Annotated in this window: 28 protein-coding genes; 8 read left to right on the forward strand and 20 right to left on the reverse strand. The window is 51.4% G+C overall.

Annotated elements, in window-relative coordinates:
* Nucleotides 1-5 precede the first annotated feature (5 nt).
* The 8 genes from KNO58_RS03920 to KNO58_RS03955 form a co-directional block, all read right to left on the reverse strand.
* Nucleotides 6-560 (reverse strand): suppressor of fused domain protein, encoded by a 555-nt coding sequence (locus KNO58_RS03920; protein WP_214751979.1) that lies wholly within the window; start codon nucleotides 558-560, stop codon nucleotides 6-8.
* Nucleotides 561-589: 29 nt separating this feature from the next.
* On the reverse strand, nucleotides 590-1,558 hold the full coding sequence (locus KNO58_RS15460) for a barstar family protein (protein ID WP_312845867.1): 969 nt from the start codon (nucleotides 1,556-1,558) through the stop codon (nucleotides 590-592).
* A gap of 5 nt (nucleotides 1,559-1,563) precedes the next feature.
* Nucleotides 1,564-2,055, reverse strand: coding sequence for a GNAT family N-acetyltransferase (locus KNO58_RS03930; protein ID WP_214751981.1), 492 nt, complete (start codon nucleotides 2,053-2,055; stop codon nucleotides 1,564-1,566).
* Nucleotides 2,048-2,779 carry a hypothetical protein gene (locus tag KNO58_RS03935; protein ID WP_214751982.1) on the reverse strand — a complete coding sequence of 244 codons (732 nt, stop codon included), beginning with the start codon at nucleotides 2,777-2,779 and terminating at the stop codon, nucleotides 2,048-2,050. Before KNO58_RS03935 ends, KNO58_RS03930 begins: the two co-directional genes overlap by 8 nt.
* Nucleotides 2,776-3,237, reverse strand: a complete 462-nt coding sequence (locus KNO58_RS03940; RefSeq protein WP_214751983.1) for a DinB family protein — start codon at nucleotides 3,235-3,237, stop codon at nucleotides 2,776-2,778. The genes KNO58_RS03935 and KNO58_RS03940 overlap by 4 nt, the downstream gene beginning before the upstream one ends.
* Before the next feature lie 99 nt (nucleotides 3,238-3,336).
* Nucleotides 3,337-3,825, reverse strand: coding sequence for a DUF3916 domain-containing protein (locus tag KNO58_RS03945; protein ID WP_214751984.1), 489 nt, complete (start codon nucleotides 3,823-3,825; stop codon nucleotides 3,337-3,339).
* Nucleotides 3,826-3,903: 78 nt separating this feature from the next.
* Complete coding sequence (locus KNO58_RS03950) at nucleotides 3,904-4,512, reverse strand: Imm64 family immunity protein (RefSeq protein WP_214751985.1); 609 nt, start codon at nucleotides 4,510-4,512, stop codon at nucleotides 3,904-3,906.
* A 64-nt stretch (nucleotides 4,513-4,576) separates the two neighbouring features.
* On the reverse strand, nucleotides 4,577-5,839 hold the full coding sequence (locus KNO58_RS03955) for an NCS2 family permease (RefSeq protein WP_214707809.1): 1,263 nt from the start codon (nucleotides 5,837-5,839) through the stop codon (nucleotides 4,577-4,579).
* Between the two features lie 286 nt (nucleotides 5,840-6,125).
* Here KNO58_RS03955 and KNO58_RS15415 point away from each other — a divergent pair, with 286 nt between their 5' ends.
* Entirely contained in the window at nucleotides 6,126-6,248 is a 123-nt protein-coding gene (locus KNO58_RS15415) for a hypothetical protein (RefSeq protein WP_260570668.1), read from the forward strand.
* A gap of 208 nt (nucleotides 6,249-6,456) precedes the next feature.
* Here the strand turns inward: KNO58_RS15415 and KNO58_RS03960 are convergent, their stop codons facing one another.
* From KNO58_RS03960 to KNO58_RS03975, 4 genes are all read right to left on the reverse strand, one after another.
* Entirely contained in the window at nucleotides 6,457-7,959 is a 1,503-nt protein-coding gene (locus KNO58_RS03960; RefSeq protein ID WP_214751986.1) for a PH domain-containing protein, read from the reverse strand.
* Nucleotides 7,956-8,465, reverse strand: coding sequence for a PH domain-containing protein (locus tag KNO58_RS03965; RefSeq protein WP_214751987.1), 510 nt, complete (start codon nucleotides 8,463-8,465; stop codon nucleotides 7,956-7,958). The genes KNO58_RS03960 and KNO58_RS03965 overlap by 4 nt, the downstream gene beginning before the upstream one ends.
* 74 nt (nucleotides 8,466-8,539) lie before the next feature.
* On the reverse strand, nucleotides 8,540-9,211 hold the full coding sequence (locus KNO58_RS03970; protein ID WP_214751988.1) for a WGR domain-containing protein: 672 nt from the start codon (nucleotides 9,209-9,211) through the stop codon (nucleotides 8,540-8,542).
* Nucleotides 9,212-9,269: 58 nt separating this feature from the next.
* Nucleotides 9,270-10,316, reverse strand: coding sequence for an FUSC family protein (locus tag KNO58_RS03975; RefSeq protein WP_251026072.1), 1,047 nt, complete (start codon nucleotides 10,314-10,316; stop codon nucleotides 9,270-9,272).
* Nucleotides 10,317-10,535: 219 nt separating this feature from the next.
* On the opposite strand from KNO58_RS03975, the gene KNO58_RS03980 reads away from it, so the two are divergent.
* On the forward strand, nucleotides 10,536-11,156 hold the full coding sequence (locus KNO58_RS03980; RefSeq protein ID WP_214751989.1) for an NAD(P)-dependent oxidoreductase: 621 nt from the start codon (nucleotides 10,536-10,538) through the stop codon (nucleotides 11,154-11,156).
* Between the two features lie 17 nt (nucleotides 11,157-11,173).
* The gene (locus KNO58_RS03985) at nucleotides 11,174-14,554 is read left to right on the forward strand and encodes a dynamin family protein (protein WP_214751990.1); all 3,381 of its coding nucleotides are present in this window, start codon (nucleotides 11,174-11,176) and stop codon (nucleotides 14,552-14,554) included.
* Between the two features lie 159 nt (nucleotides 14,555-14,713).
* On the opposite strand, the gene KNO58_RS03990 is transcribed toward KNO58_RS03985, so the two are convergent.
* A complete protein-coding gene (locus KNO58_RS03990; RefSeq protein WP_214751991.1) occupies nucleotides 14,714-15,280 on the reverse strand; it encodes a histidine phosphatase family protein in 567 nt (188 codons plus the stop codon).
* Between the two features lie 184 nt (nucleotides 15,281-15,464).
* Here KNO58_RS03990 and KNO58_RS15370 point away from each other — a divergent pair, with 184 nt between their 5' ends.
* The 5 genes from KNO58_RS15370 to KNO58_RS04010 all read left to right on the forward strand — a co-directional run bounded on the left by KNO58_RS15370 (nucleotide 15,465) and on the right by KNO58_RS04010 (nucleotide 18,341).
* A complete protein-coding gene (locus KNO58_RS15370; protein WP_251026073.1) occupies nucleotides 15,465-15,938 on the forward strand; it encodes a class I SAM-dependent methyltransferase in 474 nt (157 codons plus the stop codon).
* Complete coding sequence (locus KNO58_RS15375; protein WP_251026074.1) at nucleotides 15,931-16,221, forward strand: hypothetical protein; 291 nt, start codon at nucleotides 15,931-15,933, stop codon at nucleotides 16,219-16,221. Before KNO58_RS15370 ends, KNO58_RS15375 begins: the two co-directional genes overlap by 8 nt.
* Nucleotides 16,222-16,300: 79 nt before the next feature.
* The gene (locus tag KNO58_RS04000; RefSeq protein ID WP_376778140.1) at nucleotides 16,301-16,849 is read left to right on the forward strand and encodes an AAA family ATPase; all 549 of its coding nucleotides are present in this window, start codon (nucleotides 16,301-16,303) and stop codon (nucleotides 16,847-16,849) included.
* 67 nt (nucleotides 16,850-16,916) lie between these two features.
* Complete coding sequence (locus tag KNO58_RS04005; protein WP_214751993.1) at nucleotides 16,917-17,729, forward strand: SDR family NAD(P)-dependent oxidoreductase; 813 nt, start codon at nucleotides 16,917-16,919, stop codon at nucleotides 17,727-17,729.
* Nucleotides 17,730-17,795: 66 nt separating this feature from the next.
* A complete protein-coding gene (locus KNO58_RS04010; RefSeq protein ID WP_214751994.1) occupies nucleotides 17,796-18,341 on the forward strand; it encodes an ATP-binding protein in 546 nt (181 codons plus the stop codon).
* On the opposite strand, the gene KNO58_RS04015 is transcribed toward KNO58_RS04010, so the two are convergent.
* The 7 genes from KNO58_RS04015 to KNO58_RS04045 form a co-directional block, all read right to left on the reverse strand.
* Nucleotides 18,335-18,700, reverse strand: a complete 366-nt coding sequence (locus KNO58_RS04015; protein ID WP_214751995.1) for a hypothetical protein — start codon at nucleotides 18,698-18,700, stop codon at nucleotides 18,335-18,337. The two genes, KNO58_RS04010 and KNO58_RS04015, sit on opposite strands and share 7 nt — an antisense overlap.
* A gap of 61 nt (nucleotides 18,701-18,761) precedes the next feature.
* Nucleotides 18,762-19,742, reverse strand: a complete 981-nt coding sequence (locus tag KNO58_RS04020; RefSeq protein ID WP_214751996.1) for a Gfo/Idh/MocA family protein — start codon at nucleotides 19,740-19,742, stop codon at nucleotides 18,762-18,764.
* Nucleotides 19,743-19,761: 19 nt separating this feature from the next.
* The gene (locus KNO58_RS04025; RefSeq protein WP_214751997.1) at nucleotides 19,762-20,238 is read right to left on the reverse strand and encodes a GNAT family N-acetyltransferase; all 477 of its coding nucleotides are present in this window, start codon (nucleotides 20,236-20,238) and stop codon (nucleotides 19,762-19,764) included.
* Between the two features lie 7 nt (nucleotides 20,239-20,245).
* Nucleotides 20,246-20,728 carry an SRPBCC family protein gene (locus tag KNO58_RS04030; RefSeq protein WP_214751998.1) on the reverse strand — a complete coding sequence of 161 codons (483 nt, stop codon included), beginning with the start codon at nucleotides 20,726-20,728 and terminating at the stop codon, nucleotides 20,246-20,248.
* Nucleotides 20,729-20,740: 12 nt separating this feature from the next.
* Nucleotides 20,741-21,535 carry a hypothetical protein gene (locus KNO58_RS04035; protein ID WP_214751999.1) on the reverse strand — a complete coding sequence of 265 codons (795 nt, stop codon included), beginning with the start codon at nucleotides 21,533-21,535 and terminating at the stop codon, nucleotides 20,741-20,743.
* 183 nt (nucleotides 21,536-21,718) lie between these two features.
* Nucleotides 21,719-22,099, reverse strand: a complete 381-nt coding sequence (locus KNO58_RS04040; RefSeq protein WP_214752000.1) for a hypothetical protein — start codon at nucleotides 22,097-22,099, stop codon at nucleotides 21,719-21,721.
* Between the two features lie 39 nt (nucleotides 22,100-22,138).
* Nucleotides 22,139-22,648, reverse strand: a complete 510-nt coding sequence (locus KNO58_RS04045) for a GNAT family N-acetyltransferase (protein WP_214752001.1) — start codon at nucleotides 22,646-22,648, stop codon at nucleotides 22,139-22,141.
* Nucleotides 22,649-22,660: the final 12 nt, after the last annotated feature.

Below are 22,660 nucleotides of genomic sequence, written 5' to 3' on the forward strand. Positions count from 1 at the left end.
CGAACTCAAACGAGCGGTTTGCGTTTCAAATCGAGTAGCTCATCATCTGTTTTAAAAAGCAGTTCATCGAATGCTTCGGCACCGTGCTCCTCGATGAAGCGTTCCTCTGACGGGAAAATCGGGACGAACCAGACGACGAGCACGTCGTGGGGTTCGCCTTCATATTTTAAAAACGATGGATCTGAGTAGAACGGTGCCGTCACGTAGATGGAGGAAAACTTGTACCGTTTGAGCACACCTTTTGGCAGGCTGAAGTATTCACCTAAATCGAACGCTTGATGTGTCTCGAGCGCATGGGTCACTAAGTGCCATACCAACTGGACGATGTCATCTTCGGCACGCTTTTGTTTGAAGCGAAACAACAGTTCTTGATGGGCGACCGATCCATCCTCGAATTGAAGCGAATGCAGATGTAATCCTAGTGTTGCTACGCTCACGATGCCAAAAAGTTTTGGTTCCTTCAATTTGAGTATTTGGACATGGTCCCCCAGTAAATCGGGGACGTCGTATCCAGCGACAAATTCTCCACAATGGGCTTCTAGATGTTCTAAATAATCCACGATACTTCCAACTTTCTCTTAATTATTAATTAAAACCTCATGATTGTTCCGTTCACATGGTCTAAGAAGTGATAGCAGTCATTCACATCACGCGCCAATACAAAGTTTCCAAATATGTTCGGGTGGAACTCTCCTGTGAACGTCTCTAGCGTCTGTTTCTGTGTCGGCCGTGAGAGGGACTGCCAAAATCCCCTTGTCTTCGGGAGGTCGAGCTGCGGCAGCAACTCTTTTTCAATCAACCGCTCCCACTTCACGTCATGTAGCGTCAATCGGTATACCTTCTTCAGTGGTCCGAACGTGCCACCGAAACAAAACGTCAGCTCGATTGGGAATGCACCGCGTGTCACATGGTGAAAGAATGTCTCGTAGTCGGCGGTGTCTGCCGGCTCAACCGCTTCGATTTGTGTCCCTTGGAGAGTTAAACCGTCCGAATAATAGCTGAGAAGCCAATCTGCACCGTCCCAGATGATCACCACGTCTTTTTGGTTTTCGTTATCATTGAGAGTCAGCCATGCATCGACCGCTCCTAGATCGTTTACAGTCCCCTCTAAGACAGATGACTCTATCCAACGTTCGAACGAGAATCGCTGTCTCTTCGGCAGGCGCGACGATGTCTTTCGCTCGACGCGTAACGGGGACGGTGCGTCCGCCAAATGTCGATGAATCAATCGCTGCGTCTCCCCTTTTTGTAAGGCATGGGACGGCAAAATGACCATCTGCGTCGTGTCATAAATGACGCGACACGGCTTCAGGTCCGCTTCCTTCGCATAGTCAGCCAAACAACTTTTTAAATAACCAGCATCTTCCGGCAGGCGCTGACTCAATAAATTCCACCCCACAAACTCCACGATGTCTGGTAATCCATCCTCGTCCGTGATGACATCCCAAAATGCATCCCAATTCTCCCCATAGTGGTCCGGGAACTGTAAGTTGTCTTTCAAGAGCAGGTGCAACTGTTTTGAAGTTCGGACGGTGGACACGTCAATCGTGACCCGCAACCCACTCACCTCCCGATTGTTTTCATGTAGCACCACAGCACGTGTGGTTGCGTCACTTCCTTGATTTTTTGAAAGCCTGATTTTTCATAAAATGCGATGGCGCGTGCATTGAATGGTGATACCCTTAACTGATAGGACTCGACCCCGTTGCTTTTGAAGAACGTTTCGGCATAATCGGTCAACAGGTTACCATATTCGTTCCCTCGATACGCAGGTACGAGATAGATAAGGTTGATGAAGCCGACCTCGACGTCATCGATCGAGACGATTTGCAATTCAAGCTGACCAATGGGCTGTCCATCTTCTTTGACCAACACAAATCCAGCGGGAAATCGGTCGACGCGTCTCTCTATCCATTTCAAGTAGGACGCTTCTTCGAACGGACACGTCTCTCCATAGCTGCAACGATGGGCGTCGTTTCGGAATGCCGTGATGGTGGCTCGATCGATAGCCGGGTCGATTGTCGTAAACGTCAAGATCTTAGCGGTTTTATCCATGGATTCGCCGGCGGAACACGAGATAGATGAGCGGGATAGACGCTAAAAAGGCGATTCCGTAACGGCGAAGCTCTTGTGGTGTCGCTGATTCATCTGCAGCAGGTGCCCCACCGACCAGGTCGCTATCACTCGGTTCACCAGGTGCGGTGTATAGGTCGCCAGCCAGTTCTTTGTACGAAGTTAGCGAAATCGTCTCCTCTCCGACAAACGTTTTCGTTCCCGGCGTCAACGGGATCATCGTCTCACCATTCATTTCGAACCAGGCACTACGTTGCGCCTGATAGACAATATCGCCTTCTTGGTCGTCCAACGCATCCAGGGCAATCGCCAACTCTTGCCCATATCCGAATGTTGAGAAGCCGTACTCCTCTTCCGCTACCTCATATGTTCCAATTACATTGACCGGGACGTCATCCTGATAGACGACCGCGACATATTCGTTAGTGAACTCTAGCGCCTCTCCGAGCGGAAACTTCTCCTCAGATGTCATATACGTCCGGGAGGGAGTCATAACGGGATGGAGTGGTCCGAACGATAGGTTCTCACTCGTCGTCATGTCATATAACGCTGGACCCTCTTGGATATGATCGAGCACGATGTCTTCAAAATGCTGGTCGGCATACGCCTCGGGTGTCTTCTCGGTCTCCGCTGCGAGAGCTGGTGTCGTGATGAGGGCAATGCTTAATCCGAGGATGCCGCCGAGACGGAATAGTCGTTGATTCATGATGGTTTCTCCTGTCCGCTCTGATGTAGGAACGTGTCAATTTGGTATTCATGATGCCGGTCATGCTCGATGAAGTCTTCGATGATGTGAAACAGCGTCGCTTCCGCGTCTGGCGACAGGGTGCCCCGTCGTTCAATCGTCTCAATCAACGTTTGTCTCGCCGCTTTTGCTTCCGCGAGCACGTCGCGCGCTAAAATGCCTCGTTTCGCTTGATCGATGGCACGCTGGTTGAACGCATCGAACTCAGGGAACACCACTTCTCTCCCAGCTTGAAGCGCAGGGACCGTCTCTTGAATGAGATAAGTATCCCAGTTTGTCATATGGAGGAGGATGGCCTTCATGGACCATTTCCCGGTTGTGAGCGGTGCGTCCCACGTGTCTTCATCAATGTCGGTCAGTGAATCGAGCCAGTTTAGATATGTATAAAATAAATGAAGGGTGTTCGTTTTGTCGGTCATGATTATGGCTCCTTACATGTTAAGCTATTCGCTCGTTTTGACTTATTCTATTTCGAGTTGAGAAGTAACGTTTTCTTGATGATTTACATCAAACTTTCTCTACTGTACAAGAAGTAACCAACTTTCACTTTCAAACTGACCATCCTCATCACATAGTACAGACACGTACCGTTTCAGTTCCATGTTGCCAGATAATTGTCGCAATAAGTTTTCGTGTTCCTTGAACTCCATCAATCCAAGGGTCCAATTCTGATTTAGAAGAAACGCTCGATAAGCTTCGTCCGATTGAAAGACAATGATTTCAGACGACCACAGCGTAGGGATGTCTAATAGCACGACAATCTGATAAGACTTGTCAGGTAGAAGATGTTTCAAACGGATTGCTCCATCCAGCAATGTGTCTACGACGAGACGTTTCCCGCGCATCTTGAAGCGTTTGGAGAACAAAATGGGCTGACCAATCGGGATTTTGCTGTTCCAATATCCATTGATGAAGGTTGTAGAAAACGTGGACGTCGTTTCCTCAACGTGCTCAGCCATTTTTCTTAATTTCCGTCTCAAGCCGCGTATTTTTTGCTCTCGATTCATGGTTCATCCTCATTCACTGTAAATTAAAACTTCAATAATTTCTAAATTAAGGAAATTATACCATGTCCCTGTAATGCTTTATAGATTAATTGAATATGTTCGTCTGAGTTGTAACGTAATCCCATCAAGTGCGATTGTCCCGTGAATCACTTTGAGACCATCCTCGATTGGTATGACAGAGAGGGACAGACTATTGATCAGTTTACGGTCTTGAAGAAGCGTCTCAGGTGCCAAGTCCAGCTCAATCTCGTGTCCTGCTATCGCATAGGCGAAGGATGTGCTTCGGTATACGTCCATAAGCAGTCGTTCCACACTGTCTGTAACTCTGTCAATCGATTCCACATCATTCGTTTCTACGAACAAGTCCTTCCAGTCTAAATCGATGAGCAGCCCTTCAAAACCGACTTCATCTCTCAACGACACGGTCACGACTTGGTCACGTCGACCAAACCGGGCAGTCGAAAGGGTGACGGAACCATAATATTGGATTTGAGACAAGTCGAGGTCTGATCCCTTCGGTTCAATCGTCACCCATTCAGTTCCCTCTTCGTCTTTGCTATAGGTGATTTGATCTAACTTCCCACCATCTCGCATTAACACCTTACAAATGATTTGGAGATTGTGAAGCAGACCTCTTCCTGTTGTGAATGCGATTCCGATTGAAACGAACCCACCTGATTTCTCCATAGAACCACACCCCTTTGTCTCATCATACAAAAAAGCGGCACCGTCTACACGGTACCGCCCTATCTTATAGCCAGACTGGTAAAGAAAAGAAAACCAAGAACAATACGGTCAAGACACCGACGACCGGACTGAGCGACCGATAGCCCTTCTTGAACAAGACAATCATCGTGTAGGCGATGAATCCGAGCCCGATGCCATCGACGATGGAATACGTGAACGGGATCATGATGATGACGAGAATAGCCGGGAAGGCATGCTCCCAATTGTCGAGCGGGAGATGCTTCACGTTCTGGAACATCATCATGCCGATGATGATCAACACCGGCGCAATCGCCGTCACCGGAATGATTGCGAACAGCGGCAGCAACAAGAGCGAGACGACATACAACCCTGACGTCACGAACGAGGCGATGCCGCCCCGAGCGCCGACCGAGATGCCGGCCGCGACCTCGACCGTCGAGACGGTCGGGCTCGAGCCGAACATGGCACCGGCCATCGTCGACAGCCCTTGGGCGACGAGCCCTTTCGGTGCGTCCGCATCCTTGCCGATGGCGCGCGTCTGATTCTGGATCAGGCTGATGTTCTCAATCAGCAAGACGAGCGTCAACACGCCGACAGCGACCAAGAAAATCGGTGACGCCGACTCGGCGAACGAGACGTTGCCGAACACGGTACCGAACGACTCGAAGAACGGCGTGAGCGCGAACTCACCGGTCCAGTCGAGCGTACCCATGACGGCGCTCAAACCGACCCCGAACGCGATCGTCCAGAGGAAGCTGCTCGGTCCCATCTTCAAGAAGAGCAGGATGGCCACGAAGAGCGACAGGAACGCGACCTGTACCGGCCGTTCCCCAAGGTCTCCGATGTGAAGCAATGCCCCGCCACCGCCTGAGACGATCCCCGCCGCCTCGAGTCCGATCAAGATGAGGAACAGGCCGAGCCCGACCGTCAATCCGTCATGAATGATTGGCGGGAACGCGTTCGCCAGTTTCCTCGCCACTTTTGTTACCGTCAACAGGACGACGAGCGCCCCCGAGACGAACGAGACGGCGAGCGCGCCTTGCCAGCTCAGCCCCATCTGCAGGACGAGCGTATACGTGAACAACGCGTTGATGCCCATCCCTGGTAACAGGAGCAGCGGCAAGTTGAACAGCCCTGCGATGAACGTTCCGATGATGCTTGTCAAAATCGCTCCGACGAGCGCTCCCTCGAACGGGAGTCCGGCTTGTGTCAAGATTGCCGCGTGAACGGCCGGGATGTATGCTGTCGCCAGAAAGTTCAGCACGCCCCCGTATGTTTCTGTTTTCCATTCTGTTTGTTTTGCCATAGGAATCAATCCTTTATTGGCACCCTCACCCACCCATGTGGTTATACACACGAGATTGATTATATCCTGTCTGACCTCTGACATACAAGCTATTATTGGTTCAAATCCATCTTTGGACCCAATCGTGAGACCCATTCGGACGAAAGGTTCATTTTATAAAACAAGAACAAACGTTCCTGTTTTTAGCATCTTTTTTGACAAGAATCTGCTATAATGAAGAGGCAGGTTAACGCAGCAATAGTGGGGTCAGCCGCCAAGTCCACAATGGAGGAAGGCGGTGGTGCGGATGGAACTACTATGGACCTGGGTCGGCGATTATGTGATCGTCCCGATCCTCGCTCCGATTATCGTTCACTTGGTGTTACACCAAACATCCGATCGTGCAACGTCTGAACGCACAAAAAAATGACCCCCTCGGCGCAATGAGATGGGTCACTTTCTGATTCACTAACCATTTTGGCGGCTGGGCCACTCTTGAAGTGGTAGCCTGTAAGCCAGAGGCCGGTGTGTCCAGCACCGGTCTCTTTCTACTTGCATCATACCATACTTGTTCCCATTTTTCAGTAACAGAAACGCGAAAATGGTGAAGTTGACGTGACGAACAAACACCGGGCGATTTAGCCCGGTGTTTTCATGTCTTCCTCTACCGTATAACGGGAGAACCAGTTCAACATGGCGTCCGCTTCTTGCTTCGGGATATCCTCAATCAGTTCATGCGATAAGACACCACGCGTCGAAAACAAGACGTTACAGACATTGAAGCGTCGCTGGAGTGGCGTCTGTGTCACTTGTATCTGTTCGATTCGCGGCTTGTCCGTCAAGAACGATGTGACGTTGAAGGCACCGGTCCGTAATTCGATGAAGCGACCGTTCCGGGCGTAGCGTGTCGTCATATAGCTCAACAGGCGGCCGCCGATGATGATGGCCCACAGCAGAATGAGCCACCAAGCGTAATCGCGGAAGAAATACAGCACGACACCCGAGACGATAAGTCCGACCCAGCTGATGCGTAGCAGTTTGACCCAAAGGGAACGCTTCGGCAAACGATACAGCGTGTCAGACCAGACGAACTGGTCGAAGTGCTCGTTCAACACATTCATCGCCCGCTCCCGTTTCACAAATGGGAGGATCGTCGACGACTCATTCTTCAACTCATCCATCGTCCCGGCTGCGACGAGTTCGACGCCGACGATATTAAACCAGCGCCGGATGAACGTCTCTTTGATGCGGACCGCTTGTATCTTCTCATACGGAATCTCTTTAGCGGACCGGTTGAGTAGTCCCTTCTCGACGCGGATGCGGTCACCGCGTCGTTCTAGCCGGAAGTTCCCATACTTCAAGAAGTTGATGACCATGCCGATGACGACCGACAACATCAGGACCGACAAGACGAGCAGGCCGATGGCGATGATGGACGCGTGGACGACCCAATCGCCGATCGTATCGAACGTCCCGTCGAGATTGATGAAGTCATCGATGGACGAGATGATCGTCGAGGCGACCGGGAAGATGGCGAACACCGACAGTGACGTCAACGAGGCGATGATGATCTCTCGGGTCGAGAGGGCGTACAATAAACGACTCGTCGGTTTTTCAATCGTCACCGGTGTTTCGGTCACGTCCGTCTCCCCTTCTACCGGTACGTCGGTCTCGGTCTTGCGGTGACGGACCTGGTCGAGGATGTCTTCGAGCCGTTTTGCCTCATTCGGGAAGACGCCAGCCAATTTGAACGAGGCGTCGTCACTGTTCGCGTTCGTATCGAACGTCAATTCGACGACACCGAGCAGCCGGTACAAAAATGGGCTGTTCGAGTGGACGCTCTGAATCTTATAGAGCGGCAATGACTTTTCTTTCTTGATCCAGTTACCGTCGATGACATATACCGTCTTCTCGTCGAGCGCATAACGGAAGTTGAGCCAGCCGAAGAACTTCTGCAAAATATCAAGCAAGAGGAACAGCAGAATCCCGACGCGCAGGATGATGCCGAACGTCGAGCTCCAGTCATTGTTGATGACGAACAACAACACGAGCGGGATGATGAACGACTTGATGACCTCTAAGACACGCAACAGCAAGACGCGACTCGGTAGTCGATGCCACGTGAGGGCGGCTTCCGTCATATGACATCCTCCTCCTCGATGCGGGCATACACCGCAATCTGTTCCCGGAGTGACTTCGCAAACGATTCTTCAATCGCGTAGATGTCGTGTGACCCGGCAGCCGTTCCGATGGTGATTGTCTGCAAGCCGTACTTTCGTAGCAGCGGTCCCTGCTGGGCGTGGACGTATTGGACTTTTGTCATCGGGATCAAGACGTCGTGCGTCGTGATGATGCCGTGATGCAGGCGAATCTCGAGTGGTTTCACGTCATACGTGAACCGCTCTTGCTTCCATTTTTGGAAGACGACGATGTCGATCACACTATAAATGAGGTCGATGGCAAGCAAGGCGTACATCGTATATTGCAGCCATGTCGGCCAGTCAAAATAGAGCGCGGCCGCGACGAGGCCGCCTGTGATGACGAGCCCGATGAGATAAAAGATGGCGCTCGACAGTCGGAACACGGTGCGTGCCTCGATTGGCAATGTGCCGCTGAATGTTGTCGGTGTTGTTTCTATGTCTGACATTGGTGTTTCCCCCTAACGATTCGGAGCATGTGTCCGTTCTACCTCTAGTATACGGCGCACTCCCTAAAAAAGTTTCAAATTGAGGTCGGGAAACTGCTCAACTGCACGCTCATCAATTTAAACCGCGGTCTGTCTTCTGGTTCGACTTGCTGGATAAGACGGTCGAGTGCGGCAACGCCTTCCTCCTGTAGCGCAGCGTCCAGATGACCGGTCAGTTTAATCGATGCGAACGCACTCGACATGACGGCGACATCACAGTCGAATCCGTATTCATATGTCACCAAGTCGTCAGGGCTCGATATATCCCGCTCCATCCAGCCCGAAATGATGTCGTACGCACCGACGAGGAAATTGTTGTCCCGTTCTTTTCGGATCACGTCCTCGAACATCACAAGCACGTCGGCGCCTTCATCACTGCCGAACGGACTGTACTCATCCGTGCAATCCAAGTAGAAGTCCTCCTGAAAATGAGCATTGAACCGAGGATGTGCGGTGAGTTGGTCGGGACCGACTTCCGGGTCGTCGACGTAAATCAAGTCTTCCCAGTCAATCTCGGTCTCGACGTACCCTTTCCGAAGTTTCTGACGAATCAGCTTGTCTGCTTCCTTAAGGCAATCGTCTTCGTCTTCGAACGATTTAATTTGGACTTTGCCGATCGTGCCGAGCTTTCCGTACTGGACGACAAACTCGTCTGTGCCGACGCGGATGTTCCAAAACTTTGTCGTATGTTGTAAGTAAGTCTGCATCTTGTTCTCCTTATGTAATGACTTAGCTTAAGTATACAAAAAACCGCTCGAGAGCGGTTTAGTCTTCAAAGAACCATTTCTTGCGTGGCTCCACTTTCAAATTGTCTCCGTGTTTCTTCATCTCGGTGATGAGGTAGCGTTCGAGCTCGTTCATCGCCTTGACCCAATCCGTCATCGTCGCGACGAGCGGAACGACGGTCAAGATGAGGTCTTCCTCTTCATCCCGCATCTTCTCAATCATCAACTTCGCAAAATCGAAGTTCTCATGAATCAAATCCTCTTCCCGGTCGATGATATGCTCGTTTTCGAGTTCATAGGCTGAAAATAGGCGCTCATGCCGTCTGAGCAAGTGTCGCATATGACGCATCAGTTCGTCCTCGAGCTGTGGAGGCAGGTGTTCGAGTGTCAGAAAATCGTCATGCAACTTGTCGAGCACGTGGATGGCGGCACTGTTCGTATCAATCATCTTCGACTTCAAGACGGCCCGGCGATAAATCGGCGTCTTCTTCTCGAGCCAGCGGTTGGCTTTAATCTCTTCTTCAAAGAAGTCATACGTCGTCTTTGAGCCTCGATGTTTCTTTTTCGTCTCTTCGAGTGACTCGAACGACGAACGTCCACCTTCTGTTTCCGAGAACAGACGGGCAATGCGGACGGCCATTTGGAAGACGGTCGTAATCTCGTCCTCGAGCTTCCGTTCATAGCGTGGTGGGAACAAGAGCGCGTTGACGAGAAGTGCCACCGTGATCCCCATCATGATGAGCAAGTAACGTTCCCCGGCGAACATCCAGACGGGCATGTCCGATTGGCTCGCCCCTTCCATGATCAGAATCGTCGTCAAGATGACGGTCCGGGTCGTCGACTCGAGGTTCAAGAAGAGGAGGATCGAGATGGCGATGATGATGACGACGCCGATGGCGATCGGGGTCGGGTTCGGCGTCAACATCAACGAGAAGACGGCGAGTAAAGCCCCGATCAAGTTCCCTTTTAGTTCTTCTAATAGCCGGACACCCGTCTGATAGACGGACGGCAACAACGCGAGCGAGGCCGCAAGTGCCGGTACGACGATCTGTTGAAATTGAAATGCCTCGGCGATAAGCAATACCAAGGCGACGGATATCCCGGTCTTAATTGTTCTAGCTCCAAATCTCATGCGGTGTCGACAACGAAGTGTCTTCCTCCCTTATACACGTCTTAACTTTTTGTATCCTACTTGACATGCCCTGAAACCTCACAACATTTTAAGCCGTTGTCCCCTGTTTCGAGAGCGCTTCCGTGGTATGATGGCGTTGGATATTTTCTTTAATCTTGATGGGGAGGGGTTTACTTGTCAACCATTGCTTTATTTGGAGGGAGCGGCCGCACGGGGATGCGGTTGCTCGAACGTTTATTAGAAGACGGACACGATGTCCGACTGTTGTCACGCCGTGAGGTCGAGCCGAGAGAACGACTCACGGTCATCATCGGGGACGCAACCGATACGGATGCCATCGTGGAGACGGTACAATCAGCCGACGTCGTCATATCGGCGCTCGGTACGGATAAGCAGGATGTCCTGTCCCGTTTTACGCCGCTCGTCATCTCGGCGATGCAAGCAAACGGAGTGACACGTATTTTGACGGTCGGAACGGCGGGCATCTTACAGGCACATGATTCTGACAACTATCGTTTCGAGACGCGCGAATCGAAGCGCTCGATGACGAGCGCGGCCGAGGATCACGCCCGAGCCTATGAACTGCTCGATGCGTCGAACCTCGACTACACAATCGTCTGCCCGACGCAATTGATTGAAGACGCGTCCGTCGGGAACATCGTCATCACAGCTGACGTGCTCGGGACGCAGAACTCGGGACCAATCTCGCGTGACGATGTGGCGGAGCTCGTCATTCAAGCCTGGAAAAACAACTCATATCGTAGACACCGCGTCGGCATCACGACGGAATCATAAGTAGGGGATGGGGATTTATGAACGAACAACGCATGCGCCTCGCGCAATTGACCGACGTATTTGACACACGAGCTGAGACCGAGTCGGCTCGTCTCGCCAAGACCGCACTCCGAAAAGTGACACAAAACGAGATTTGGATTGCCGTCTGTGGCCACTTTTCAGCAGGTAAGTCGACGCTCCTCAACAATTGGCTCGGGGATGGCGTGTTGCCGACGAGCCCGATTCCGACGAGTGCGAACATCGTGACGCTTCGACAGGGGGACGTCGGGGCATCGGTCGCCGTCAACGACACAGATTGGATTCGACTTGCGCCGGATGAGCTCGACCGCTTGAGCGACTACTGCAAAATCGAAGAGATTAAAGAAGTCGAGTACGCCCTGCCCCGCTTCCCATTCGGAAGCGACGTCGTCCTCATGGACACGCCCGGGATTGACTCGACCGATGAACGACACCGTCAAGCGACGGAACGCTCGCTTTTCCTCGCCGACCATCTGTTCTTCATGATGGATTACAATCACGTCCAGTCCGAACAAAACATCAAACTGATGAAACAGTTCAGCGCCGAGGGACGTCCCTACTCAATCATCATCAACCAAATCGATAAGCACGATGAAGGAGAGCTTCCGTTCCACACGTTCAAACGCTCGCTCGAGACTGCCTTCACCCGTCACGCGATCAATCCGGACGACATGTTCTATATCTCGCTCCGTGAGCTCGATCACCCGGAAAATGAGGTCGAACGCCTCCGGACGTACGTCCAAACCGTCATCGACGCCGCGCGTGAACATGCGGAAGCACGCGCCGACTTGCTCGTCGATACGTTGCTCGCCCGGTCCACTCGTGCGAACGACGCCCTCTTGGACGAGTTGCCGGTTATCGAGAAGCAACCGACGGAGATTCAAGCCCGCCTGCAACGTCTCGACAAGAAAGCGATCTGGCTCACCGCGTTCCGCCGCGAGTTCTTCAAACACCAGACGCCGATTGTCGCGAGCGCGCCAATCATGAACTACGAGTTCCGCAAATTGCTGCGGGACTATCTCGAGAGTTGTGCGCCAGAATTCAAGGTCGGCCTGTTTTTCTCAAAAGACAAGACGCGCCAGGAACGGCTGCGTCGTGAAGACGTCGCCGTCAAAGAGTTCAACCGGTTGATCGATACGAACCTTCGCCCCCACTTGATCAAGTACGCGGAAGACATCGTCCGCGATTTAAAGCTGCCCGAGGCGATTTTGTCCCGGCCGGACACGTTACCGTCCGCACCGAGCACGCTCATCAGTGACCAGGTGAAGTCCGGCGCATCGCTCAGTGGTGACACGGTGCTTCAATTCAGCCGCGACATCGAGTCGGCTCTCGCCTCTTGGGTGACGAAAGTGTCCGAACCGTGGGTCACGTCTGTCGAAACATATCTTGAGGCCGAAGGCAAAGACCGAATCCACGTCATCGAGACCGAGCAAGATGAGTTGTATGACATGCTCGACACGCTGGCGCTAAAACGTCAGCTGGCGGAACAGCGAGACGAGCTCACCAATTACACGACACGTGACCTCTCTGCTTCGCGTTTGAAGGACCTTGAGACCCGCCACTACGTCACGGCCGATCAATTGCCGCAGAAACAAGTCGAACATCAACAACAAGAAGTTGCTTCGACCTCGCTTTTGGTGGATGATATTACCGCTTTTTCATTTGAATTTTCATATGAGTATGCGGTATGTGAAATATTAGAGAGCCATCCGTTATTCAAGTCACGCGTCAAATCGCTCCGTCATAAATTGGCCCGGGCCGAATCCGAGACGTACACGCTTGCCATCTTCGGGGCGTTCTCGTCCGGTAAGTCGTCGACGTTGAATGCGTTGCTCGGCGAGACGGTGCTCCCGACGTCACCGAACCCACTGACGGCATCAATCACGAAAATCGTGCCGCCGAACGGCCGCGCCAACAAGAGTGCGTTGATCACGTTCAAGACACGTGCCGAGCTCGAGGCGGAGCTGAACGGTTACGGGGCGTCACTCGACGCGCTCCATCTCGACCACCCGTTCGTCAACGCCGTCAAGAACGCTCCCCTGTCCTATCTCGGTAGCCAGGAGACGGTCGACTATGACACGTTCTGCTCGTTCGTCACGGAGGAAGAGAAGAGCTGCATCGTCAAAGAGATCGAGCTCGCCATCGACTCCCCTTGGGCCGAACGTGGCATCATCTTCGTCGACACGCCGGGTGCCGACTCGCAGTTCAACCGACATAGCGAGGTGCAGTTCGGCTACATGCGTGACGCCGATGCCGTTTTATTTGTGACGTATTACAATCACGCCTTCACCGAGGCCGACCGTGAACTCGTCATCCAGCTCGGACGGGTCCAAGGGACAGGTGACCATCACATGTTCTTCCTCGTCAACGCGTCAGATTTGGCGGCGGATGAAGCGGAACGGTTCGCCGTCACCGATTATGTGTCGAACCAGTTGACGAAGCTCGGTGTCCGTCATCCGACGGTGCTGCCGATCTCGAGCCGAAACGCCATCCAGGGAGCGGATGCCGGGTTCGACCGATTCTCGGCCAAGCTTGAGCAATTCGTCGACCACGATTTGCGTCAGGCGAACGCGGTCCGCATCAAAGATGAGGCACGTACCCTCGTCGCCGCGTTCGAGGACGTCGTCCGCGAGGCCGAAGCGGATGCGAGCGTCAAGGCAGCGCGTCGTGACAAACTCCAACAAGTGCGCACGTCTGACAATCGTCTCAACGTCACGACGCTCGAAGACCCGTTCAAGCGTGAGACGGACGAGTTGCTCGCTCACCTCGAGACTCGCTCGCTCCTCCGGCTGTCGGACTTCGTCAAAGAGACGTTCCACCCGGTCGAGGTCGATGGATCGAAAGCGAGCCTCGAGCGCGCACTCACCCGGACGCTCGACAAGTATGCGTATGACATCCATCAAGAGTTGCAAGTGTTCCAATATCGACTCGAGCGCTTCTTGAAACGAGAGACGGAACGCTTAATCGAGCGCGAGACGCTCAAACTGCGTCCGCTCCTGCCGACGTTGTCGTTCGAAGATGACATCGATATCGATTGGCTCCGCGACGCCGTCGACCCGGTCACGTTCGAGGCGGCCCCGTTCCGTCCCGTCTTGAAGCACTATAAGAACGCGAACCAGTTCTTCGAAGGCGACGGCCGGACGAAGTTGCGCGACGACTTGAGCGCCCTGTTGAAGACGGCAGTGCGTGAACAGCTCGCGCGCGTCGGAAGTCATCAAGTCGAACGGACGGCGACGCAGCTCGCCAAACTCGAGACGACGCTCAGCCAGGACTGGGACCGTGAAGTGAACGACCTCGTCGCCGGTGAATTGAGCGTGCTCTCGGACGGACAATCGTTCCAAGACATGACACAGCGCCTCGCTGCGCTCAGAAAGGACTGAACGCATGGGTTCCTTGTTGCTCGTCGGATTGATTCCGGCCGTCATCATGACGGTCGCACTCGGCTTGTTTATCCGCCATCTGTATCTGAATAGAGAGTAGACTTTGAAGGATGGGACCGAGACCGGCCCCATCCTTTTTTATGACGGCATGAACGGCTTTCAAACCACTTCTTGACGGTCCCATAGCTTTTCGACGCTCACTAGTTCATGTTTTTTAAACGTCACTTTATAAACGTCCGGCATATCGAGTTCTTTCCAGAACGTATAGCCACACTGTCCATCAAAATAATTAAGGATGAGCACCATGATATTCCCGTGCGTACCGATTGCGATTCGCTTTCCTTCGTATTGGTCGAGTAGTGACTGAATCGCACGGACTCCCCGCTGTTGAGCGACAACGTTCGATTCGCCGCCTTCCCATGCAAAAGTAGGATCTTCCCACACTTTTGTCATCGCCAACGTGAAATCTTCCGCCGGTTCTGTCGTCAACGTCCGTTCCCGCAAATCGTCCATGAGTAGCACTTCTGTTCCAAGCTGGTCAGCAATCCCTTGGACGGTTTGAATGGCTCGTTTATATGGGCTCGAGACGACGAGTTCAATCGCTTCTTTACCTAATCTGTTTGTGATGTGAGGCACGTCACCCGCCCCTCTTTTAGATAAAGGTCTCGTCAACCCATCGGCTGTATATGTAGAGTGTGCATGTCTTACGAAATATAAGGTCGTCATGTATTCGTCTCCTGTTTTAGGTATGTCGTCATCCACTATCATTCCACTGAAACTTATTGTAAAATTATCCAGCGTGCTTTCAGTATAATCCTTATTCTCTTAAATGCTGTTGATTCTGCTTCGAACCACTTACAGCTTTTCAAAGCGTTACATACAACTGAATCAAAAGAGAGGACGGATGCGTTTGAATAATCAGACACAAGCCAATAAAACCGCTTGGGAATACCGTGCCTATGAGTTTTGGCAAAAGCGCGACGGCACGCCAGCAGACAAGGCAAAAGAAATTTTAAAAGACCCGCGAGCTAGCTTGAAGAAGCACCGAGACTATTTTCATGACGTGGATGGACTGAACGTGGCCAATCTATGCGGGTCGAACGGAAGAAGAGCCGTCCCGCTGTCGTTGATGGGTGCGAACGTCACCATCTTCGACGTGTCCGAAGAGAACAGAAGATATGCACTGGAATTAGCTGCCTGTGCCCAGACGAAAATCGACTATGTGTTAGGTGATATCTATAATCTCGATGTAATCAAATATGATGGCCAATTCGATTTTCTTTATTTAGAGGGAGGCATCCTACATTACTTTGATGACCTCGAGCGATTATGCGATATCCTTTATTCCATCCTGAAACCGGGGGGGAACCATGATTTTGAGTGATTATCATCCTCTTAAAAGATGCATTGGTCCTGAGTCTACATTGATGCCCGTATATTTTGATAACAAGTTATATGAAGAGAATATCGCGTTTAAATCCTTTTTTGATGAAGACGAACAGAAGGACTTCCCTGATGTCTTGCTAAGACACCATACGCTGAGCGACATCATGAATTCGGTGATCACCGCCGGCTTTCAAATCCGTCGTTTTGACGAACATCGAGATTGGAACGATGAGAATATGCCATGGGAGTTCACGATGGTCGCCGCAAAAAGTATAGGCTGAATCTGGAGCGAAGTATTCACATAGTGAAGGCTTCGCAGTTTGCTACCATTGATTGTTTCACTCACCAGTCAATCCTAATATTTCAACATCCCAATCGCGTAAAAAGGAGAATATGATGAAGCCGATTCTAGTTATATTGCGAGGCAATTCTGGTAGTGGAAAGACGACCATCGCCAAACAGATTCAAAAGAACTTTGGACCTGAAACGATGCTCGTCTCCCAAGACGTAATTCGAAGGGATATCTTACATACACGTGACAAAGACAATAACTCATCGATTGAGTTGATTGAACGGATTGCGTTATATGGAATGGAACGCTGTCCGATTGTAATCCTCGAAGGAATCCTAATCAAAGAAAGGTATGGAAAGATGATATTGAACCTGATTGACGCCTTTAATGGAAATGCGCTTGTCTACTACTTCGACCTGTCCTTAGAAGAAACGTTCAAACGACATCGAACAAAAGGTGAAGACCTCGAGTTTACCGAACACGATTTAAAGAAGTGGTATCGTGCCAAGGATTGGTTAGGGGTTAACCATGAATCCATATTGACCTGCAATCTGTCTAAAGAAGAGATTGAGAAAACCATCATCACCGATATTCAAGAGCTCCATATAAACATATGAGTTTTGTTCGTTGAATACCTCATTCAACTGATTTTTATGATTCATACTTGCTAAGGGAGGAACAGAAATGTACCCATTGAAAGGGAAGGTTGCGCTCGTCGCCGGTGCCTCTCGTGGAGCCGGGAGAGGCATTGCGTTGGAACTCGGGAACGCTGGCGCGACCGTTTATGTGACGGGAAGAAGTTCTGGTTCGAAACGAACGGACGGTCGACCGGAGACGATTGAAGATACGGCCTCTGCCGTCACGTCACGTGGAGGGACTGGCATCGCTGTCCCATGCGATCATACAGATGAACAAGAACTTGAACGCCTGTTTGCTCGAATCAAATTAGAACATGGTCGAATCGATCTATTAGTGAATAGCATCTTCGGTGGTTCAGAAGATTCGGTGCCTCGGGGACAAGGACGACATTTTTGGGAGAGACCGAACGAACACTGGGATGCGATGATGGTCGCAGGACCAAAAGCTTATCTCTCAACCATTCGACACGCCGTCCCTCTCCTTCAAGCAAGTGAACATGCCGTCGTCATCAACATCACTTCGTTCACAGACAGCGGCGTCGCCAGCAACCTGTATTATGATTTAGCCATGAACACCATCAATCGGATGACTTACGTGATGGCCAAGGAGTTCGAGACCCTGAAGATTTCGGTCGTCGCCTTGAGCCCCGGCTGGATGCGGACGGAGCGTGTCCTCGACGCCGGCTTCAACCCAGAGGACGGGACGACAGAGACGACCGCCTACGTCGGTCGTGCCGTCGTCGCGCTCGCGAACGATTTGGACAAAAATCTTTATAGCGGTCAAACCCTCACTGTCGCGGCGCTGTCCGCGCACTATGGCTTCACAGATATCGACGGGTCTCGTCCTTCACCGTTCTGAACAGTAACATACGTAGTCATGGCTTCAAATATTTTTATGATGTCTGTATAGAAGGGAGGAAAAGAAATGAAACACTACATTCACATAGTGGGCGCTTCGGGCTCCGGGACGTCAACACTTGGCGACGCGTTAGCGAACGTGTTGCCGCATACATATCTCGATACGGATGACTATTTTTGGACCACCAAGTTCACCGAACCGAGACCCGTCCCTGAACGACGCGAGATGCTCAAGGAAGAGTTGCTCCAATCTGAACAGTGGATTCTGTCAGGGTCACTTGTCGGCTGGGGCGACTGCTTCATGCCCTATTTTGATTTTGTCATCTTTTTATGGATTCCGCCCGACGTCCGCTTGGCCAGATTGCAACAACGGGAACTCGAGCGCTATGGTGCGGAAGCACTCGCTGGCGGTAGCCTATACGAGCAATCACAAGCGTTTTTGAGTTGGGCCGCCCTCTACGACCATGCCGGGACGGAAGTGAGAAGTAAGTCGTCGCATGAACAATGGCTGGCTGAACTGGCTTGTCCCATCCTAAGAATCGAAGGCGACTACTCGACCGAGGAACGAATTGCGATGGTGATGAATGCGTTAGAGCAGAATCAGCATCAATGATATTCCTTCCCGATCCTGATTTTGGTGAAATGGATTTCAGCGCTTGCGGGAGGGAACAACAGATTACAGACGAACACCTCGGTCCCATCCAATATGTAACTCGAGACAGCGATATCGTGCATAAAGTAAGGTAGCTGTAATCTAGTTAATTCTTTGATGGGTGCCACCCGGTCGTTCAAAGGAGCAACGATGTCCACTTTGATACATCCTAAAAATTCGATCTGGTGATGATAAGGCTCATTTTCTTCTTCGATTTTGATTAACACTTCATCCCCGTAGTACCGACAATCACACCCGAGCACACGAGAGTCCCAATAATATATCTTTTCAATCTCCTCTAAAATCTCTTGTACGTTCATTATTGTTCCTCACCTTCTATTTAGAATAAGAGCCTCGAGTATGTGTGCTCGAGGCTCTTTGTTATGCGTCAGCCGGATACCGCACGTCGATGCGCTGCCGGATATCGGTCATGACGTCCGCGAGTGTGAACATATCATCAAATGAGTGAATCTCGGTCTCCCGCTCCCCTGCTTCAACCATGTTCACGAACGTCTGAATCTCATACGTCATATGGCTCGCCTGTTCTAAACCGAGTTCGACGGTCGTCCCGTCGCGGCCAACGAATGTCAGGCGGTCGAGCGAACCGATATCGTCAATCACGAGACGTCCCGCTTCCCCGATGATCTCGGACGGGGCGTCCGTGCCATGAATCTTCGAGTGGAGCACGATGATGTCCATCCCGTCATACGACAAGATGGCCGAACCGCTGCCGTCGACACCTGACTCGAGCTTGACCGCGTTCGCCTGCACGGCCTCCGGTCGACCGAACAGTTTCAAAGCCGGGCCGAGGCAATAGACGCCGAGGTCCATCAGCGAACCGTTCGAGAAGGCAGGATTGAACGTGTTCGGGTTGTCCCCACGCTTATACAAGTCATAGCGGGACGAATATTGCGACTTATTCAAAATGACACGCCGGACCGGTCCGACGCGATGGAGTTCTTGACGCAACACATCGAAGTTCGGCATGAACAGGTTGCGGAGCGCTTCGAGCAAGACGACGTCCTGTTCGCGCGCCGTCTCAAGCATCTGCCTGACTTCCTCGACGTTCGAGGCGAACGGCTTCTCACAGAGGACGTGCTTGCCGTGGCGCATGAACAGCAGGCTCTGCTCGGCGTGGAGCGAGTTCGGGCTCGCGATATAGACCGCATCAATCAATTCACTGGACGCCATCTCCTCGAGTGAGGTGAATGTATGTGGAATATCAAATTCTTCGGCGAACGTTTTCGCGCGCTCGTCTGTCCGGGAATAGACGGCGGACACGGATGCGTCTTCGACTTCATGAGTCGCTTCAATAAAAGAACGGGTGATAAAGTTTGTGCCGATGATACCGAATCGAATCATGGGTTAATCCCTCTTTTCTTTAGGTTGTGATGACTTTGCTAAGCATGATTTCATCATGGAGCGGGATGTCGTGCTCCCCGATGACAGGGATTGACGGCTTATGGAACCGGGCCGCATCGACCGCGCCCGGGATAATCCGCGCGAGGCGCCAGCCTCGACGTTGGTAAAACGCGAGCGCCTCCAAATTGTCGTTCGTCGTGATGAGCGACAGCCGTTCGAGCTGATGTTGCTGGGCCACTCGTTCGACTTCATCGAGGAGCGCCGAGCCGATGCCACGCTTCTCCTGCAGACTGTCGAGCGAGATGATTTCAATCTCGTCTTCCCGAATGACATACGTGACGAGGCCGATGATGATGTTCCCTTCCGACCAGACGAACCCGTCAAGCGAGACGCAATCATACGTCCCGGTCGAGATGACCATCTCAGATGAGCCCCAGGCATCGATAAAGAACGAACGGACCGCGTCACGCGTCGAAGCGATAATCGGTTCAATCATCGCTGAATCACTCCGCCTCTCGGGCAGGTGACGGTTTTGGCGCACTCGCCTCGGCGTAAATCCGGAATTGTTTGAACTGTTCATCATACACCAGCCGGATGGCCCATTTGAACGCCTTCACATAAAGGGCATAGAGCCATGAGGATGGGATGAGTGAGATGTGAATCGTCACGTCGGTCCCGTCTGCTGTCTCGCTCAACGTATACGTCGCAATCGATACCCCTTGATTCGTCACCGCCTGCACCTCGCATTCGGAAGGACGATTGACATACGTCAACTCGGATTCGACCCGAATCTCTTTCTTCTCGAACTGTTGGACCGAGATGAACCGTTTTCCCGTCACCAGTGAGGCGTCACCATCCTCGTAGATGTTCTCAATCAAATGGTCGTTCCATTTGATGATATGTTCGTCTTCTGCGAGACAAGCGAACGTGTGGTCAATCGGTGCGTCGATTGTCATCGTATATGTAGCCACTTCAAGTTGTTTCACATCAAATCCCCCTTAAGAAATCCCTTTCGGATAACGGATATACTGTCGCTGCCCCTCGATGATTGCTTTGTTTTTATTAATCAAGTGGTCATAATTCAACTTGAACATTTGGTCAAAATCATTGGCCTCGATCACGTCTAGAGCCTCCATGCTTTTTTGCATATTTTCTTTGCCGACCGCAATCCCTTTGATGAATTTCTTTTCTTCTCGAGACAGGCTGGACCATTCTTTCGTCTTTTCGAGAAACGCCGCGAACGCTTGAACGTCTTCACCCTGACTCGTTAAAATCTTCAAGGTTTTATACTGATAGATATCTGCGAGCACGGCGAATTCTTTCATCTTAGACAAATCTGTGTCCGTAATGTGCTTTCGGATTAATACGTCATCGTTATAATACGCCGTATAGTCCTGAAGCATCTGATTATACGTTTGTTGAATCTCCCAAAAGTGCGCAAACGCGTCTCTCCCTTGTTGAACCTGTGGGCTTGCGTCCACAACCGTTATGTCCAACGGTTTCGTGTAATAAGAGATCGGAATGTTAGAGCGATCCGTCGCCATACGCGATAAGTTGCCGCTTAAGTCGGCAAAATAGGACAGATTCGGCTGCGCAATCAGGACTTCGTCCACGTTCTCTTCCCCGATTGTGAAGTAGGCGGTTGCTACCGGTTGATTGTTTCGCGTAAACCCTGCCATGTAGTATGGCGTTCCATTAACCATCCAATAGACTGGATTGACAAATACGCCTTCGGTCCATTTTCGATGCTTCTTTGCCTTTTTCATAAGTAATTTCGTTGTTTGATCCCACATCGTTGAATCTCCCCTTTTATGTCATGTTGATGATCTGTTCATCTTATGCTAGACAAATGAACGCCTGGTCACTCGGTACGGGAACTGTCCGCTGATAGGTAGACACTTCGATTGGTTGTTTCATAGTCCCTCTATGTAGTGAGATTTTTTCCGACCCCAATCGTCGTCCTTGTCAGGGGACGACTAGAGTGATGAACGTCTGCTTAACATCACCCACTCGACTCGAGCAAGGGTTGACGCTCCTATAAATACGGCCGGGACAGGAGAGTCACGATACAGATCGGACTCGGTTGCAAGTCCGTTCATCCACGTTTGAATCGATGCTTCGGGTAATGTCAGTGTGATTAACGTTTTCTCAATCTGAAGCGAAGATTGATCGCCGCATTGCAGCGTCAGACGCGTTTGAATCTGAGAGGCACCTGAACCATGCGTCTTGTACATGACATCGAACGACTCGATTGAACCATCTAGGCACTGACTCAACTGCCTGTGCATTAAGAGACGTTTCGATGCGGGATAAAATAAGTAAACGACGGCTTGCGAATCACGAACAAATTCTAGCATAGGGCTCCTTTCCAAGGCCGGACCTCGAAGTTTGATTGTTCAATCAAGTGCTTTCTCGAAACAAATATACCGTTCATGCCCTTTCGGTTTCGAATCGAAATGGACGCTTCCGCGTTCGACGTAGCCGTGTCGTTTGTAAAAGTTGCAGGCTGCCTCATTCCCTGAAAAGCTGTCGAGCCGGATGCTGGTGTAGCCTTCCGTTTTCGCAAACTGTTCCGAGGCATGCAATATGGCTTTTCTACTGCCTTGACCTTGCCGCTCCGGATGCACCATTAAAGAATGGATGACGAGTGGATGGTCGTGACGCCAGTCAATCGTTTCCCATTCCGGCGACTGCCATTCGTCGAGCACGACGACGCCGATCAACTGCTCACCGCCTTTCATGATATAGACAGAGCCTTCTTCGATACATGCTTCGAAATAGGAGCCGTTCGGGTACGTGTCGTCCCATTGGAAAATCTGTCGGGCGAGCAAATCGTCTTTACAGGCGTGATACAGTCGTTCGATTGCATTCACATCTGATGGTTTGGCTAATGCGATTGAGATCATTCCAATACTCCG

It is taken from the genome of Exiguobacterium sp. J17977 (assembly GCF_018616375.1).
GTDB classification, from domain to species: Bacteria; Bacillota; Bacilli; order Exiguobacteriales; family Exiguobacteriaceae; genus Exiguobacterium; species Exiguobacterium mexicanum.